The sequence below is a fragment of the Pseudomonas sp. MS15a(2019) genome, from assembly GCF_013277805.1.
GTDB classification, from domain to species: domain Bacteria; phylum Pseudomonadota; class Gammaproteobacteria; order Pseudomonadales; family Pseudomonadaceae; genus Chryseomonas; species Chryseomonas benzopyrenica.
Window position 1 is genome coordinate 365,564 of record NZ_VBTN01000010.1, and the last position, 14,983, is coordinate 380,546.

Annotated in this window: 11 protein-coding genes and 3 pseudogenes; 9 read left to right on the top strand and 5 right to left on the bottom strand. The window is 62.6% G+C overall.

Going from position 1 to position 14,983, the window contains the following annotated elements:
• The first annotated feature begins 3 nt into the window (after nucleotides 1-3).
• The 3 genes from chrA (at nucleotide 4) to FEZ61_RS16170 (ending at nucleotide 3,431) form a co-directional block, all read left to right on the top strand.
• Complete coding sequence (gene chrA, locus FEZ61_RS16160) at nucleotides 4-1,179, top strand: chromate efflux transporter (RefSeq protein ID WP_173149469.1); 1,176 nt, start codon at nucleotides 4-6, stop codon at nucleotides 1,177-1,179.
• Between the two features lie 177 nt (nucleotides 1,180-1,356).
• Nucleotides 1,357-2,607, top strand: a complete 1,251-nt coding sequence (locus tag FEZ61_RS16165) for a hypothetical protein (RefSeq protein WP_173149471.1) — start codon at nucleotides 1,357-1,359, stop codon at nucleotides 2,605-2,607.
• 146 nt (nucleotides 2,608-2,753) lie between these two features.
• Entirely contained in the window at nucleotides 2,754-3,431 is a 678-nt protein-coding gene (locus FEZ61_RS16170; RefSeq protein ID WP_017640032.1) for a type 1 glutamine amidotransferase domain-containing protein, read from the top strand.
• A 349-nt stretch (nucleotides 3,432-3,780) separates the two neighbouring features.
• On the opposite strand, the gene FEZ61_RS16175 is transcribed toward FEZ61_RS16170, so the two are convergent.
• Nucleotides 3,781-4,695 carry an NmrA/HSCARG family protein gene (locus FEZ61_RS16175; protein WP_173149473.1) on the bottom strand — a complete coding sequence of 305 codons (915 nt, stop codon included), beginning with the start codon at nucleotides 4,693-4,695 and terminating at the stop codon, nucleotides 3,781-3,783.
• 76 nt (nucleotides 4,696-4,771) lie between these two features.
• On the opposite strand from FEZ61_RS16175, the gene FEZ61_RS16180 reads away from it, so the two are divergent.
• Both FEZ61_RS16180 and FEZ61_RS16185 read left to right on the top strand, forming a co-directional pair.
• Nucleotides 4,772-5,806, top strand: a complete 1,035-nt coding sequence (locus FEZ61_RS16180; RefSeq protein WP_242455174.1) for a LysR family transcriptional regulator — start codon at nucleotides 4,772-4,774, stop codon at nucleotides 5,804-5,806.
• A 244-nt stretch (nucleotides 5,807-6,050) separates the two neighbouring features.
• Nucleotides 6,051-7,997: an EAL domain-containing protein gene (locus FEZ61_RS16185; RefSeq protein ID WP_173149474.1), complete on the top strand. Its 1,947-nt coding sequence runs from the start codon at nucleotides 6,051-6,053 to the stop codon at nucleotides 7,995-7,997.
• A gap of 478 nt (nucleotides 7,998-8,475) precedes the next feature.
• Here FEZ61_RS16185 and FEZ61_RS16190 read toward each other — a convergent pair whose 3' ends face one another.
• Nucleotides 8,476-8,850, bottom strand: a complete 375-nt coding sequence (locus tag FEZ61_RS16190; protein WP_017640036.1) for a helix-turn-helix domain-containing protein — start codon at nucleotides 8,848-8,850, stop codon at nucleotides 8,476-8,478.
• Nucleotides 8,851-9,020: 170 nt separating this feature from the next.
• Between FEZ61_RS16190 and FEZ61_RS16195 the strand changes: the two genes are divergently transcribed.
• Nucleotides 9,021-10,046, top strand: coding sequence for an NAD(P)-dependent alcohol dehydrogenase (locus FEZ61_RS16195; protein WP_173149476.1), 1,026 nt, complete (start codon nucleotides 9,021-9,023; stop codon nucleotides 10,044-10,046).
• Between the two features lie 687 nt (nucleotides 10,047-10,733).
• Here FEZ61_RS16195 and FEZ61_RS16200 read toward each other — a convergent pair.
• The 3 genes and pseudogenes from FEZ61_RS16200 to FEZ61_RS16215 form a co-directional block, all read right to left on the bottom strand.
• Nucleotides 10,734-10,888: pseudogene (locus tag FEZ61_RS16200) on the bottom strand (transketolase family protein); the annotation flags it as partial.
• Between the two features lie 210 nt (nucleotides 10,889-11,098).
• Nucleotides 11,099-11,713, bottom strand: a complete 615-nt coding sequence (locus tag FEZ61_RS16205) for a TetR family transcriptional regulator (RefSeq protein WP_017640038.1) — start codon at nucleotides 11,711-11,713, stop codon at nucleotides 11,099-11,101.
• Between the two features lie 228 nt (nucleotides 11,714-11,941).
• Nucleotides 11,942-12,667 carry an SDR family oxidoreductase gene (locus FEZ61_RS16215; RefSeq protein ID WP_173149478.1) on the bottom strand — a complete coding sequence of 242 codons (726 nt, stop codon included), beginning with the start codon at nucleotides 12,665-12,667 and terminating at the stop codon, nucleotides 11,942-11,944.
• A 158-nt stretch (nucleotides 12,668-12,825) separates the two neighbouring features.
• Here FEZ61_RS16215 and FEZ61_RS16220 point away from each other — a divergent pair, with 158 nt between their 5' ends.
• From FEZ61_RS16220 to FEZ61_RS16230, 3 genes and pseudogenes are all read left to right on the top strand, one after another.
• Complete coding sequence (locus FEZ61_RS16220; protein ID WP_242455175.1) at nucleotides 12,826-13,713, top strand: AraC family transcriptional regulator; 888 nt, start codon at nucleotides 12,826-12,828, stop codon at nucleotides 13,711-13,713.
• Nucleotides 13,714-13,725: 12 nt separating this feature from the next.
• Nucleotides 13,726-14,354: pseudogene (locus FEZ61_RS24455) on the top strand (Gfo/Idh/MocA family oxidoreductase); the annotation flags it as partial.
• A 6-nt stretch (nucleotides 14,355-14,360) separates the two neighbouring features.
• Nucleotides 14,361-14,949 (top strand): annotated as a pseudogene (locus tag FEZ61_RS16230) (substrate-binding domain-containing protein); the annotation flags it as partial.
• Between the last annotated feature and the right edge of the window lie 34 nt (nucleotides 14,950-14,983).

Here is a 14,983-nt window from a genome sequence, read left to right on the forward strand (position 1 = left end):
GCCATGCGCGACATCGCCCGCGATAAGGACAGCGCCTGGCAGGTCTTTCTGATCTTTCTGCGCCTGGGCTGCACCAGCTTTGGCGGCCCCATCGCCCACCTGGGCTATTTCCGACAGGCCTTCGTCGCCCGTCGCCAATGGCTGGACGAGCCCGCCTATGCCGAGTTGGTCGCGCTCTGTCAGCTCTTGCCCGGTCCGACCAGCAGCCAGGTCGGCATGGCCCTGGGCCTGGGCCGCGCCGGGGGCTGGGGTCTGCTGGCGGCCTGGCTCGGCTTCACCCTGCCTTCGGCCCTGCTGCTGATCTTCTTCGCCCTGGGCCTGGCCCACTATCCTGGGCTGGCCGACTCGGCGGCGGTGCATGGCCTCAAGGTCTTTGCCGTGGCGGTGGTGGCCCAGGCGGTCTGGAGCCTGGGCCGCAGCCTGTGCCCGGATACCCCGCGTCGCGTCCTGGCGCTGGTCGCCGCCGGCCTGGCGCTCTGGCTGCCCGGTTCGGCGGGGCAACTGCTGGGGCTGGGCCTGGCCGCCCTGGTCGGTCGCCTGGCGCTGGCACCGACCGCCACGCCGCCGGCCCTGGTCCTGCGAACCGGACTCTCCCGGCGCCTGGGGATTGTCGCCCTGCTGCTGTTCCTGTTGCCGCTGCTGCTGTTGCCCGCCTGGAGCAACTTGGCCGAGGGTGTCTATCGCGCCGGCGCCCTGGTCTTCGGTGGTGGCCATGTGGTGTTGCCACTGCTGCAGGCGGTGGTGGTGCCCAACGGCCTGGTCAGCGATGGCCAGGTCATGGCCGGCTATGGCCTGGCCCAGGCGGTACCGGGCCCCTTGTTTACCTTTGCCGCCTACCTTGGCGCCCTGGTGCCCTCGGCCTTGCCCGCCTGGCTCAACGGCCTGCTCTGGACCCTACTGATCTTTCTGCCCGGCGCCCTCGTCCTGCTCGCCGCCCTGCCCTTCTGGCAGACCCTGCGCCAGAACCCCGGCTGGCAGCGCGCCCTCACTGGGCTCAACGCCGGCGTAGTCGGCCTGCTGCTGGCGGCGCTCTACGATCCGGTCTGGACGGGGGCCATCCGCGGTCCGCTGGATGTCGCCCTCGCCGCGCTGGCCCTGGCGCTGCTCCTGCACACTCGCTGGTCGCCGGTGCTGATCGCGCTGTTGGTCGTTCTAGTCGTCAGTCTATTGAACTTTTAGCGCACTACCGTTTGGCGGCGTGCCACTAGTGGCCCGATGAAATTGCGGCGTGGTTCGCTGTAGCTCCGTGGAAAGCTAGGCACTGTCGGCGTGACGTTCAGCTGTATGAAACGTCTTGCCCTGCGCGAGAACGTGTCCAGCGAGCGCTCGGCCTGACATGCATTAAGGATGACCGCCATGACCTACAAGAACCCCCTGGACTCCGCCGCTCCCCTGTTCACCACTGCCGCCACCAAGGCGCCGCTGACCGCCGCGCCCGCCAAGGCTGCCGGCACCGCTGACGGCGTCACCTACTACGCCTTCCAGAGCCAGCCCCGGCTCACCCTCGACATCAATACCGCGCCCGAGTACATCGGCTTCGCCAAGACCTTCGACGCCAAGGGCCCGCACTATGCGCCCGCCTCGACCCTGAACGAACTGACCCTGACCGGTCATTGGGAAGACCAGGTCACCCGCCTCGACGGCCATACCCGCGGCGCCACCGCCAGCGACGGCACCCTGGATTCGAGCATCACCAAGCTCACGGTCAGCCTCACCGACGTGTCGACCAATCAGTTCAACGAGAGCGATCTCATCACCCTGGACAACTTCGATGGCCTGCAGACCTTCGACGGTTCCACGTCCACCGCCGGCCTGTCGATCGACTTCCTGCATGGCTACACCGAAGGCCATGACTACACCTATGCCAGCCAGAGCGCCTTCCTGAAGAGCGTGATCACCGGCAGCGGCCGTGACTCGGTGAGCGTCAGCACCATCGCCGCCGCGGAACTGGAAAGCATCGCCTCTCTCGCCCACTCGCGGGTCAAGGCCATCACCGTCGATACCGGCGCCGGTGGCGATCAGATCAGCGCCCATATCCAGCAGGCTGATGTCACCATCAACGCCGGCGCTGGCAACGATTACGTTGACCTGCTGTTCACCAAAGGCGTGGCCGCCCACAACGCCAACCTGAGCGGCAGCTACGGTCACGGGGCCACCATTACCCTGGGCGAAGGGCCCGATTACCTCACCCTCGAACCCAGTCTGGTCAACTTCGATGGCAGTAGCAGCGCCACCGCCAACCGTTCCCTGGCCGCCAACCATGTGACGGTCACCGACTACAACGCGAACGATGACCACATCATCTTCGGCTTCGCGGTGTACGACGAGAAAGCCGTGGTCACCATCCAGGACGCCGCCCTGGCGAAGGCGACCAGCCTGTTCGCCGCGCTCAACACCGTGACCCAATCCACCACCGGCCTGGTCAATGCCGCCGTCTTCCACTACGGCCAGGACACCTATGTCTTCCGTGACGCAGGCTACGAAGGCCAGGTCGACAACCTGGACTCGCTGATCAAACTGGTAGGCGTTCATAACCTCGATGACGTCGCCAGCACCGTTTCCGCTCGTGAGCGCTATGAGCCGGGCGGCACGCTTGGCTGGGGTTGATCGCCCCTGAACGCCACGGCCGCCCCAACCGGGCGGCTCGCCGGCTGCTTCTGTGAGGTATTCGTGGCTTACCACAAGAGCCGGGCACTCACAGCAGGAACCCAGGGTCTGTCTAGCGATACCCTTCCGAACACGAGGAACGCGCGATGAAGATCCTGATGGTCCTGACCTCCCACGACCAGCTCGGCGACACCGGCAAGAAAACCGGCTTCTGGCTGGAAGAATTCGCTGCCCCCTACTACGTGTTCAAGGATGCCGGTGCCGAGATCACCCTAGCCTCCCCCGCCGGTGGCCAACCGCCGCTGGATCCCAAGAGCGACGCCCCCGACGCCCAGACCGAGTCCACCGAGCGTTTCAAGACCGATCCCGAGGCGCAAAAGGCGCTGGCTGGCACCGTCAAGCTCGCTGAAGTGCACGCCGACGACTACGACGGCCTCTTCTATCCCGGCGGCCACGGCCCGCTCTGGGACCTCGCCGAATCCCGCGACTCCATCGCCCTGCTCGAAGCCTTCGCCCAGTCCAACAAGCCCTTCGGCCTGGTCTGCCACGCCCCTGGTGTGCTGCGCCACGTCAAGGCCGCCGACGGCACCCCGCTGGTCAAGGGTCGCACCGTTACCGGCTTCACCAACAGCGAAGAAGCCGGCGTGCAACTCACCGACGTGGTGCCCTTCCTGGTGGAAGACGAGCTGAAGAAGCTCGGCGCCCGCTACGAGAAGGGCCCGGACTGGGGCGAGTTCGTGGTCGAGGACGGCAACCTGGTCACCGGCCAGAATCCGGCCAGTTCGGAAGCCGCGGCGGATGCCCTGCTGACCAAGCTGGGTTGAGCATCCCGGACAGGAAAAAGTCCGCCTGATGGCGGGCTTTTGCGGGTGCGGCTCTAGGCTCCGCGGGAATCGCTCGTACCCCTGATCAATCGTCCACAAGGATCGATCAGCTGTATCGAACCGGCCAGTAGGCCCCAGACGCTCGACACAGGCCTCGCTTCGGGTGTGATCAAATTGCCACGACGCCACCCTTGCTGCGGACTACAAGACCTACCACTGCGGTACACCAGCGCTCCCCATCAGCGAACATCTGGCGCAAGCCTCTCTGCATCGTCGAGGCGCCCTATCGCTGAGCCGTAGGCCGCGTGCCAACGCAACGTCAGGCGCCGCACTCGAGGAACGCAATGATTCAGACCGAGGGTGTGGCGGCGAGCCGGAGCCTGTCCCGCGCCCAGACGGCAAAGGGCGTCGGCGTCTTGCCCGCCACCCTGTTCGCCAGCGCGATCCTAGCGTCGTGGGAGCCTGGCCCGAGGTAGGTGTAGGTCTGATAGTAGGCCAGCGTCTCGCCCAAGGCATCGGCTCCGGGAAAGAAGCCTGCATAGGCCTCGCGAGGAACTTGCGTGAAGGTCACCTTGTGCCCCAGGCCAACGAAGGTGTCGACCAGATCGTTGAAGCTCATGAAGTCGCCCACCAGCGGAAGGTAGGCACCGTCGCCCGTTTCGTCTGGATGCGCGAAGGCGCCCGCCACGAGGTCGCCCAGTTCGCCTATGTCACCCATGTGCAGGCAGCGCACCTTCGGATCGATAGGCAGCGTCCAACCCAGGCTTCCGTCCGGCTGCGTTTGCGGACCGTACGGCCCTACGAAGTTCTGGTAATACGCCGGTGGAATCACGAAGGTGTGCCGTGCAAACCCAGCCTGCTTGACGATCGAGTCAACCTTCGCCTTCCCGGTGAACTGAGGCACCTTGAATTCGCCGCCGCTGATGGCTTCAACGTCCGGCAGGGTGGACCAGATCAGATGCTGCACACCGGCGGCTTTCGCGGCCTGGACCGCCGCCCCGGCCTGCCTGATTTCATCGGTACCGGCTTGCCAGAAGTTGGTGACGAGAAAGACGCCGTAGGCCCCTTCGAGCGCTGCGGCGAGCGTCTCAGGCCGCTCCAGATCTGCGAAGACCACTTCGTCAGCGGCACCCTCGTACCCGGCCGGGTCACGCGTGAGCGCACGTACCCTGAACCGCCCGCCTTGGCTCAGGGCCCGCACGACCCCTCCGCCTTGATTACCGCTCGCACCGAATACGGCGATCAGTCTCTTTTCGCTAGACATCCTTTACCTCGTTCGATCTCGATCAGGCGCCTAGCCGGATGCCAGGCGCGCGTGTCAGGGTGATTCGAACGCCATCTTGCGTTTGGCTGATCGATGGATCAATACTTCAAAAAATGGCATCACTTGCTATGATTTGATCCATATGAGCGAGCCAATAGAAACAGCCGAACTCGTCGCCTTCACCAAGACGGTCGAGGCCAAATCCCTTTCCCGCGCCGCGGCCGAATTGTGCATTCCGCGGGCCACCGTGAGCCGACGTCTTGCCCGCCTCGAGGAACGTCTTGGCGCTCGCCTGCTGCTTCGCACCACGCGCAGTCTGGTCCTTACGGAGGTGGGCGAGGTGTTCTATCGGGAGGCCTGCATCGCACTCGAGGCGGTGCGTCTCGCCGAGCAGAGCGTGCGCAGGACAGACGACGTGGTGCGTGGTGATCTGCGCGTCTCCACGCCACCCATGCCGGGCTTTGGCTTCCATGCCATGCTCTGCGAATTCGCGGCGCGCTATCCCGAGTTACGCGTCCATATCCACACCTCGAACCATCACGTCGACCTGCTTCGCGGTGACTACGATGTCGCCCTCAGGGCCAGCAGCCAGCTCGAGCCCGGCCTGATCGCCCGCACCCTCTTGCGCGACCAGATGATCGCCGTCGCGGCGCCTACTTATTTGGCCGCTCGCGGCATGCCGCGCACGCACCACGATCTCAAGCATCACCACTGCCTGCTTGGCTTCACGCGCGGCGAGCTCTCGGAAACCCACTGGCCCTTGACCTCCGGAAGCAAGCTTCATGTGGAAGGCACCTTCTTCTCGAACGACATCGCCCTGCTGTGTGAGGCGGCCGTAGCCGGACTTGGCATCGCGCTCCTTCCCCAAGACCTCGTAGCGCGAGACCTAAAGAGAGGCGCGCTCCAGCAGGTCCTTGCCGACGTCGTCGGCACTGAACTGCATATCGCGCTGGTCTATCCCGACCGCACCTTCCTGCCGCCTCAGGTGCGTGCCTTCATCGATGCGGTCGTCGCCTGGATACCCCACAGACGTGCCGTGGAACCCGGCGCTGCGACATCCGGGCAGTTGGCTGCGCCCAGAGCTTCGCGCGACCAAGGAGCGGCTTCCTGACGGTACGCGAAGACCGCACAGGTGTGGAAAGCCGGCCTTCGCCAAAGGCTTCACAGCAATGTATCGGCCCTGGAAAGGTAAAGGCCCGCAACTCCGGCCAAGTGCCATTAGTCGCGAAGACTGCAGAAAAGCAGGCGCCAGCCGACAGCCTCTCATGAGCGCAGCCTCTAACCCTGCGCCGCCCAGGCTGGAAAGGATATTCCGTGCAGTTGGTTACCTGGTCGTATTTTCAGAGCCTTGCCCGATGAAGAGAATCCTGCTCGGCGTGCGCGCCCTGATGTCCGTGCCCAAGGACAATCCTGGCCTGGTCAAGGCGCAATACCTCGCGCTGTCGCGCCAGCTGCCGATGATGTACTTCATCCTGCTGACCAACACCCTGATGCTGGCCGGCACCCACTATGCCGTCGCGCCGCGCTGGCTGGTGGTGTATTGCCCGTTGCTCATGACGCTGTTCGGCGTGATCCGGGCGGCCGAATGGTTCCGCACGCGCAATCAGCCGCGCAGTCCGGCGCAGATGCTTTCGGCCCTGAAGCGCACCAACAGGCTCGCGCCCATCGTGGCCTCGGCCTTCACCGCCTGGGCGCTGGCGCTGTTTCCCTATGGCGACAGCTATACCCAGGCGCATGTGGGCTTCTACATGGCGATCACCGTGATCGGCTGCATCTTCTGCATGATGCACCTGCTGCCTGCGGCCCTGGCCACCACCGCCGTGGTCAACACCGCCTTCGTGGTGTTCTTCGCCTCCACCACCATCAGCACCTTCGTGGCCACGGCGATCGACGTCCTGCTGGTATCCATCGCCATGCTGGTCATCCTCAAGGCGCAGTACGGCGACTTCACCCGCCTGGTGAACATGCAGGCGCAAACAGCCAAGCTTAGCGAGGAAAACCTCAAGCTCGCCAACCAGGACAGCCTGACCGGCCTCGCCAATCGACGGCAGTTCTTCTCCCGCCTCGATACGCTGCTGGCCGACGCGCGCGCCCAGGGGACCCGCCTGGCCGTGGGCCTGATCGATCTGGACGGCTTCAAGCCGGTCAACGATCTCTATGGCCACAGCGTGGGCGACCGGCTGCTCTATCAGGTCGGCCAGCGCCTGAGCGGACTGCTCGACGAGGACGTCCACCTGGCCCGCCTGGGCGGCGACGAATTCAGCCTCATCATCACCCGGGTCTTGAACGACGAGCAGCTGCGGGCCTTTGGCGAAAAGGTCTGCGCCAGCCTGCGCGAGCCGTTCCTGCTGGTGGACATGCCCATCCAGATCGGGGGCTCGCTGGGCCTCGCGACCTTTCCCGACCAGGCCTTTACCGCCACGGACGTCTATGAATACGCCGACTACGCCCTGTACCAGAGCAAGCGCCACCGCCCCGGCACGGCCTGCCTGTTCAGCACCGCCCATCGCCAGCAACTCAATCGTGAAGGCCTGACCGAACAGGCCCTGCGCCGTGCCGACCTGGAGCGCGAGTTCTACATGGTCTTTCAGCCCATCGTGGACATCCACAGCAAGCAGACCGTGGCCTTCGAGGCCCTGGCGCGCTGGGAAAGCCCGGAGCTGGGCAACGTCCCGCCGGGTGATTTCATCGCCACCGCCGAGCGCGTCGGCATGGTCAATCGCCTCACCCTGCCCCTGCTGAGCAAGGCCCTGAACGCGGCCGTGCGCTGGCCCACGGGCATCCGCCTGGCCTTCAACCTCTCCGCCCACGACTGCGGCTCGGAAGACGCGGCCCAGCAGATCGTCGAACTGATCAAGCGCAGCGGCTTCGACCCGGCCTGCCTCGACTTGGAAATCACCGAAACCGCCGCCATCCAGGACCTGCCCCAGACCCAGCGCGCCATCAGCCGCTTTCGCGCACTGGGCTGTGGCATCTCCCTCGACGACTTCGGCACCGGCTATTCCAGCCTGAGCCAGATCCACGCGCTGCCGCTGACCAAACTCAAGGTGGACCGCACCTTCGTCACCAACCTCCACCTCGACCCGGCCAGCTTCAAGATCGTCAAATCCCTGATCGCCCTGTGCCAGGACATGCAGCTGGAATGCATCGTGGAAGGGGTGGAAACCGCTGCGGAACTGGGTGCGCTGAAGAATCTTGGTTGTACCAGGGCGCAGGGTTATCTGTTCGCCAAGCCCATGCGGGCGAGTGATATCAGGGGTTGGTTGGAAGGGGAGCATTTGGCTGAGGTATTGGCGGTTTGACTCGCAGGGGTATCAGGTGCGACGCGGGCTCTTGTCCAGGCAGCGATCTCTGGTTCAGCCACGTCCGCTCACAACTGTAATCCCGCAACACCTTGCCTCGCTTGGGTTTACGTAGGCACTCATGCCACTTCATGTAGAAGCTTGAAGAAGTTTAGGTTAGGCCGATGAGTATGGGCTTGACCCTACACCCCTGAAGCCTACGGAAAGCCGATAGAGACATACTCGCTTACGCGACACGCTCAGTTCACCGGTCCTAGAAAATGAATACCGTGATGTGATCATTGTATGGCTGCTGGCGGCCAGAAACGCATGTCGACAAGCGACCGCTACCGACCCAAAGCTGTCGTTGGCGGTGGGCAGCTACCGGCCAGAAGCGGACGTCGACAAGCGACTGCTACCGATCTTTCACAGCCATTCAAATACCAGCGATGAACGTTGGAAAGCAGCCTTCCATACGCAAGGGCCGAAAGGTCGGCATCTATCCTTCCAGCAGTGCACCGCGACTGGCTTCGCACTTCAAGAAGGCCCAATCGATCAACGCCTCGATCGACGGGCCAAGCGCGAGCCCTAGCTCGCTTAGCGCATACTCCACCTTGGGTGGAACTTGCGGGTAGACCGTCCGCGTGATGATCCCGTTTTTCTCCAGTTCCTTAAGTTGCTGGATCAGCATCTTTTGACTCACGCCCTCAACCCGCTTTTCCAGTTCTGAGAATCGCACCGGCGCCTTAGCTGCGAAGAGCTGGACGATGATGACTATCTTCCACTTTCCCTCAAGAACCCGCAGGGTCTCGCTCGTTGCAGCCGCCCATACGAGCTGCTGCTGAGGGTCTTCGCATCTCCAATCTCGTTTCACTTAACTTACCTTTTGGTGGGTAACAAACCTATCGGTAGGTTCTTGCATATACCTATAGCTACCTCTAATTTTGCCCCCAAAGCAATTTTGCGGCTACAGCCCGAACGAGCTGATGCCCGTTCTACCCTCAGAACGAGGACGGCTACGCCGAACCAGCGAGGACGATGACGATGACGAGGACGATGAAGGTTGTTCGATGGACATCCGGCGACAAGCCGGGCCTGGAACTGCACGACGAGGCCGTGCCGACGCCAGGGCCTTATGATGTGGTGATCAAGGTTCAGACGGCCTCCCTCAACTACCGCGACCAGGCCATCCTTGATGGCGAGTATGGCGGGCCGACCAAGCCGAACGGCACGCCCCTTTCGGATGGAGCGGGCGAGGTCGTCGCGATCGGTGAAGCCGTGACGCGCACGAAGGTGGGCGATCGCGTCAGTGCCTCATGCCACCCGCACTGGATCGGCGGACCCCCGCGTCCGGAGTATCAGCCCCACAGCCTCGGCATGACTACCGACGGTTGGCTGGCCGAGCAGATCAAGGTCCACGAGAACGCTATCGTTCACCTGCCGGACTACATGTCCTACGCCGAAGCAGCGTCTCTACCGTGCGCCGCTGTCACCGCCTGGACCGGGCTCAACCTGTCGTCGCCCCTCCAAGCGGGTGAGACGGTGCTGGTTCAGGGCACAGGGGGCGTTGCGCTCTTCTCGCTCCAAGTGGCGACGATGTTCGGCGCGAAGGTCCTCGCGATCACATCGTCCGATGAGAAGGCGGAACGTCTCAAGGCGCTAGGAGCCGCGGCCGTGGTCAACTACCGAACCCATCCCGACTGGGACAAGGAAATCCTCGCCCTCACAGACGGCCGAGGCGTCGACAAGACCATCGACATCGCAGGCGAGAAGACGATCGTGAAGTCGGCGGCGGCAACCCGCAAGGGCGGCGACATCACGCTGGTTGGCTTCACCAGCGGCTTCGGCGGCGGCCTCCCGCCGATCGATATTCTCTCGCGCAGCCTTCACGTAGCGGGAACGGCGATCGGGCCGAGGGCGAACTTCGAGGCACTGCTGCGGGCCATGGCTCTGCACGAGATGCATCCGGTCCTCGATCAGACCTTCCCGTTCGCGGACTACCAGGCAGCTTATCAGCGGCTAAAGAGCGGCAACCACGTCGGCAAGGTCGTGATCGACGTCGCGAACTGAGCGATCGCCATATGAATAGATATGGGCCCGGACGACGAACAAACCGATTAATCCACTTCAGATCCCGCGAAACCAATCCCCCGTGAATTTCTATTTACATCCACGAAAGCGTTTGATAGCCGTGTGATAACTTCATTCGGTAGCCCGCATAGCTACCTAGCGAATGCTCTTGCCCGCCCGTTGCTCCACGGAGCGGGTTTTTTTTAGCCTCAGACGCCGGTGATAAGCACACCTTTCGCACGCACTGCTGCAGCGCAGCTATCTGGCTTCGGGCAGCGGTGGGCAGCTTACCAACGTACGTCGTTGGCATTTGAATGGATGTGAAGGATCGGTAGCAGTCACTTGTCTATCTCCGCTTTTGGCCGTTAGCTGCTCTCCGCCAACGGCAGCTATGGGTAGTGGGCGGCATGTCATTCAGCGCCAAGCCGAGCAGGTTGCTCTGGCTGCTGGAGTTGGGCGTCAACAGCGATAGGCACTGTCTAGGTTCTGGCGTCAGCCGCAGGCTGTAGCTGCCGAGGGAGAGCACCTAGGACCGCCTACCCGACGCCGACGGTATGCCGATTCGCCGGCTGGGCACAGGCATCATCGAGTGCGCCCGAGGTAGGCACTGGATGAGGAGAAAAGGCCCGTCGAGGCGAGGCCGCTAGGCGTGCGCCGGCGCCTTGGACGACCTCGCAACCAGGCCTCTTACAACCAAGCCTTGATCTGCTGGCAGACCGCGGTGGTGGAGATGCCGTAGCGGTCGTGCAGGGTCGGCAGCGCCCCGGCGTCGAGGAGGCGTCGGGCAATGCGATCTGGCGGAAGCTGGGCGTCACGCCGTTACGCAGCAGGGCGGTCGCGACGAAGCCCTCGGCTTACTACGGACAGGTAGTGAATGTGCGTCGGTGGTGGCGGCAACAGATCGCGCCGCAGGAGAGCCCTTAGAAGGTGGAAGAAGACTTCCCGCGACACCACGGCATCGACTCTAACAATAGGAAGGTCGACAATTACGGCTGTCTAATACCGGGCGACACCGGCCGCTGCCAGGCCGGTGTCGCCCCGGCCATTTGCCCTCAAGACCAGTCTTTCACCAGCGACCTGAAGTAGAGGTTGAAGGTCAGCCGAACATCCAGGAGCGGCTCGAAGACCTCTCGGTCACGAAGGATGCTAGCCAAGGTGCCGAAAAAGAAGCTATGCAGCTGTAGGCTGGCACTTCTCGGTGTGATCCCGACCTGCAGGCGCTGCTGTTGGCCGTCGAAGAGGCGTTCGAGGAGCGCTACGAATTCACGGGTCAAGGCATTCTCCCGCTGCTCAAATTCATGTATGTCCTGAGTTAGCTCGTAGCGGTGCACAAGGATGGTCATGACCCGACGCTCCCGTCCCGGCTGAACGAACTTTTCCATGCATTCGACGCACAGTTCGTACAGCCTCATCAAGCAGTCGCCCTCTCCATCCGCAAGCAATTGCTGGTTGACTTTGTCGAGCGGAATGCGGATTCGGTCGAATAACTCACGGAGAAGTTGGGCCTTGTCCTTGAAGTGCCAATACACTGCTCCTCGAGTGACCCCGCAATCTCTGGCGATCATTTCAAGGCTGGTGCGCGATACACCATTGGTGAAAAATAACGCTTCAGCTGCATCCAGAATGGTCTGCCGAATATTCTCAGCGTCTTCCTTCGTACGGCGCATGGATATCTCAGTTTACAGGGGCTGATTTTCAAAGCCTTCGATATGACAGCCATCGAAAAGACTGCAAACGCGAACGCGCCTCCCTCGCCACTAGCGAGCGTCTCTGCACTTGCCGGGGCTTCGGTCGATTCATCGAGCGGCAGATCGTAGACACCGTCGAACCTGACGTCAGGAACAACGGTGGGCTGGCGGAACTCATGAAGATCTCTGCCAAACCTCTTTCCAACCCTACATTGCCCAGGCCGTTGGACGTATGACGAGCTCGTTGACATCGACGTCGTCTGGCTGCTCTAGCGCATAGCGGATCGCTCGTGCAATTACATTAGGAGATAGTCCCTGCGGCATTGACGCTTTGATCATTGCGGCAATATTGGGGTCAGTGACGTCATGGCCAAGCTCGGTTACGGTAGGTCCGGGCGAGATGATCGTCGTGCGAATCATGTCATGCTCTTGGCGCAACCCTTCGGTTATCACACGTACAGCATGTTTGGTCGCGGAATAGACAGAAGACGACGGTATCACCATGCGTGCTGCAACTGACGCAACGTTAATGATATGTCCGTTCTTTTGCATGATGAACCCAGGCAGTACGGCCGCTATGCCGTTGAGAACGCCGTGAATATTCACGTCGATCATCCGCTTCCACTCGTCTCTCTTGAGCGCCGCGAGCATCGATAGCGGCATGACGCCTGCATTGTTGACCAGGGCGTCGATCCGACCGAAGCGCTCCTTTGCGGCTTCGGCGAACGCGTCGAATGCAGCAGCATCAGTCACGTCGAGCTCACGCCAGGCAACGCTATCCCCAAGCTCGTCTGCGAGCGCCTTCAACCGTGTGCCACGACGCGCACCAATGAAAAGCCGAGCGCCCGCCGCCGCAAGCTCCCGCGTCGTAGCCTCGCCGATGCCACTCGATGCGCCAGTGATGAGTACAACCTTATCGATTTTTGAGGTCATGATTCGCTATCTCCGTCTTCAAATGACGGAATCAGAATGTCACTTAGTTTTCTGAACGCGGTAGCGCGATCCTACGAAATCTTTGCACAATCCTCTAAGATTACGAGCAGCACTGGCTAGCGCGTCGATTTGAGCTCAGAGGTAGCTTCATGGATAGGATGAAGGAACTCGCGCAGGCAATCTATCGCCATGCCCCTGATACGGGCCTTTGCGCCACAGCCATACCACGCTTTTCGTTGGTCTATGTAGATCGCCCTAGCGTTCCGACACCTGTCGTCTATGAGGCCGGGCTATGTCTGATAGCCCAAGGGTCTAACCGCGTTTCGATGGGCGAGCGTAGTGTGGTCTACGACGCGGCGCACTATTTGGTGGTTTCCGTCGACATGCCTCTGTTGTGTCACGTCACCGATGCCAGTCCAGACCTGCCCTACCTCTGCTGCAAACTCGGATTCGATCCCGCGCTTCTCACAGAGCTGATGATGGCAGAAAGCGGTACAGCGCCCCGCGTCGACTTACCAGCAATTGGGGTGTACCCAAGTGATCCGGATCTTATCGAAGCAGTTTGCAGACTTGTTCGACTCCTCGACCGGCCTGAGACAATCCGGGCGCTGGCTCCGCTCATTGAGCGTGAGATCCTTTACCGGCTACTCATCGGCCCGCATGGGCCGATGCTGCGACACGTCGCAATGGCCGGCAGCCATGTCAACCAGGTAGGTCGCGCCATTGGCGCAATTCGGCAGCGCTTCGACAGTCAGATCAGGATTGAAGATATTGCCGTCGAGGCTGGCATGAGTACATCTTCGCTTCACGCGCATTTTAAAGGCATCACAGGCATGACGCCCCTCGAATATCAGAAGCAGTTGCGATTACAGGAAGCACGCCGCCTGATGCTGATAGGGGGCGCGACAGCAGGCAAGGCAGGGTTCGCGGTTGGCTATGAAAGCCCGTCGCAGTTCAGCCGAGAATATCGACGTTTGTTTGGTGCTCCACCCCGGCAGGACATCGAGCGGCTGCATGCTGCGTCTTCGACAACCCTGTCATTGTAGAAGCTCTCGACCGAGCTGGTGGTGGCCGCCGCCCGGGCCGGCCAGACGGTGTTCTGCGAAAAGCCCATGGCCGTGATCCTGGAAGAGGCAGACCGGGCCATCGCCGCCTGCGCTGAAGCTGGCGTCGCCCTGCAGGTGGGTTTCAACCGGCGACTCGCCACCAGCTTGCGAACCGCCCGTGAGCTGATCACCCAGGGACGTGTCGGCCCCCCCAGCTGCTGCGCTCGCTCACCCGCAATCCGGCGCTCCATAACCCGGCGGCGGTGAAGCCCTCGACCATCTTCCTGGAAACCCTGATCCACGACTTCGACACCCTTAACTTCTTCAATCCGGGCGCCCGGCCGACCCAGGTGTACGCGGTCGCTGACGCCCTGGTGCGCCCGGACTTCCGCGACAAGGGCCTACTGAATACCGCCGTCGTCACCATCCGCTACGACAATGGCGCCATTGCCACCGCCGAGGCCAACTTCCAAGCGGTGTACAGCTGCGACGTGCGCGGTGAGGTGTTCGGCAGCGCGAGGATGCTGACCGCCGGGGATGCCCGGACCAGCGAGCTGGTCTGCTACGGTGTCGCAGGAATCAGCCAGACCACCCAGCGCTCCGACGCCGAACTGCTGCGCGACGCGTACCTGGCCGAGATGCGCGCCTTCGTCGATGCCCAGGGCGACGTCGTCCGCCAGCTGAACCAAGTGCAGAACTTCCTGGTGCAGAACGTGGACGCCGTGATCGTGCTGCCGGTGGACACCGCCGCCGCCACCGTCAACATCACCCGCGCCGCCACCATCGAGAAGGTTCCGCTGGTATACGTCAACCGGCGCCCGGACGATCCCAAGCTGCCCGCCGGAGTGGTCGCCGTCGCTTCGGACGATCTGCAGGCGGGGCAGTCGTAGGGGCAGTTTATCGCCAAGCAGCTGAACGGCAAGGGCAGCATCGCCGTGACCATGGGCGAGCTGACCCAGAACGCCACCCGCGGCCGCTCCGAGGGTCTCAAGGAAGCCCTCAAGGCCTTCCCCCGACACCAAGCTGGTCGCCCAGCAGAACGCCGATTGGGATCGCAGCAAGGGCATGGACCTGACTAGCAATTTGTTGACCGCCGGGACCCGCTTCTACGCCATCGTCGCCAATAACGACGAGATGGCCATCGGCGCCGTCATGGCGCTGCAACAGGCCGGAATGGGCAAGGGTCAGGTTCCGGTAGTGGGGGTGGGTGGCCTACCCGACGGCCAGGCGGTGATATTACACCCCTAGCTTCAAGTAGCGACCGGGAGCG

Bases quoted from the DNA above. Each gene is read 5' to 3' on its own strand.
- FEZ61_RS16205 (WP_017640038.1), bottom strand. From the start codon at position 11,713: ATGCGCCGTACGAAGGAAGACGCTGAGAATATTCGGCAGACCATTCTG.
- FEZ61_RS16220 (WP_242455175.1), top strand. From the start codon at position 12,826: ATGAAGGAACTCGCGCAGGCAATCTATCGCCATGCCCCTGATACGGGC.
- FEZ61_RS16170 (WP_017640032.1), top strand. From the start codon at position 2,754: ATGAAGATCCTGATGGTCCTGACCTCCCACGACCAGCTCGGCGACACC.
- FEZ61_RS16185 (WP_173149474.1), top strand. From the start codon at position 6,051: ATGAAGAGAATCCTGCTCGGCGTGCGCGCCCTGATGTCCGTGCCCAAG.
- FEZ61_RS16165 (WP_173149471.1), top strand. From the start codon at position 1,357: ATGACCTACAAGAACCCCCTGGACTCCGCCGCTCCCCTGTTCACCACT.
- chrA (WP_173149469.1), top strand. From the start codon at position 4: ATGCGCGACATCGCCCGCGATAAGGACAGCGCCTGGCAGGTCTTTCTG.
- FEZ61_RS16175 (WP_173149473.1), bottom strand. From the start codon at position 4,695: ATGTCTAGCGAAAAGAGACTGATCGCCGTATTCGGTGCGAGCGGTAAT.
- FEZ61_RS16215 (WP_173149478.1), bottom strand. From the start codon at position 12,667: ATGACCTCAAAAATCGATAAGGTTGTACTCATCACTGGCGCATCGAGT.
- FEZ61_RS16195 (WP_173149476.1), top strand. From the start codon at position 9,021: ATGACGAGGACGATGAAGGTTGTTCGATGGACATCCGGCGACAAGCCG.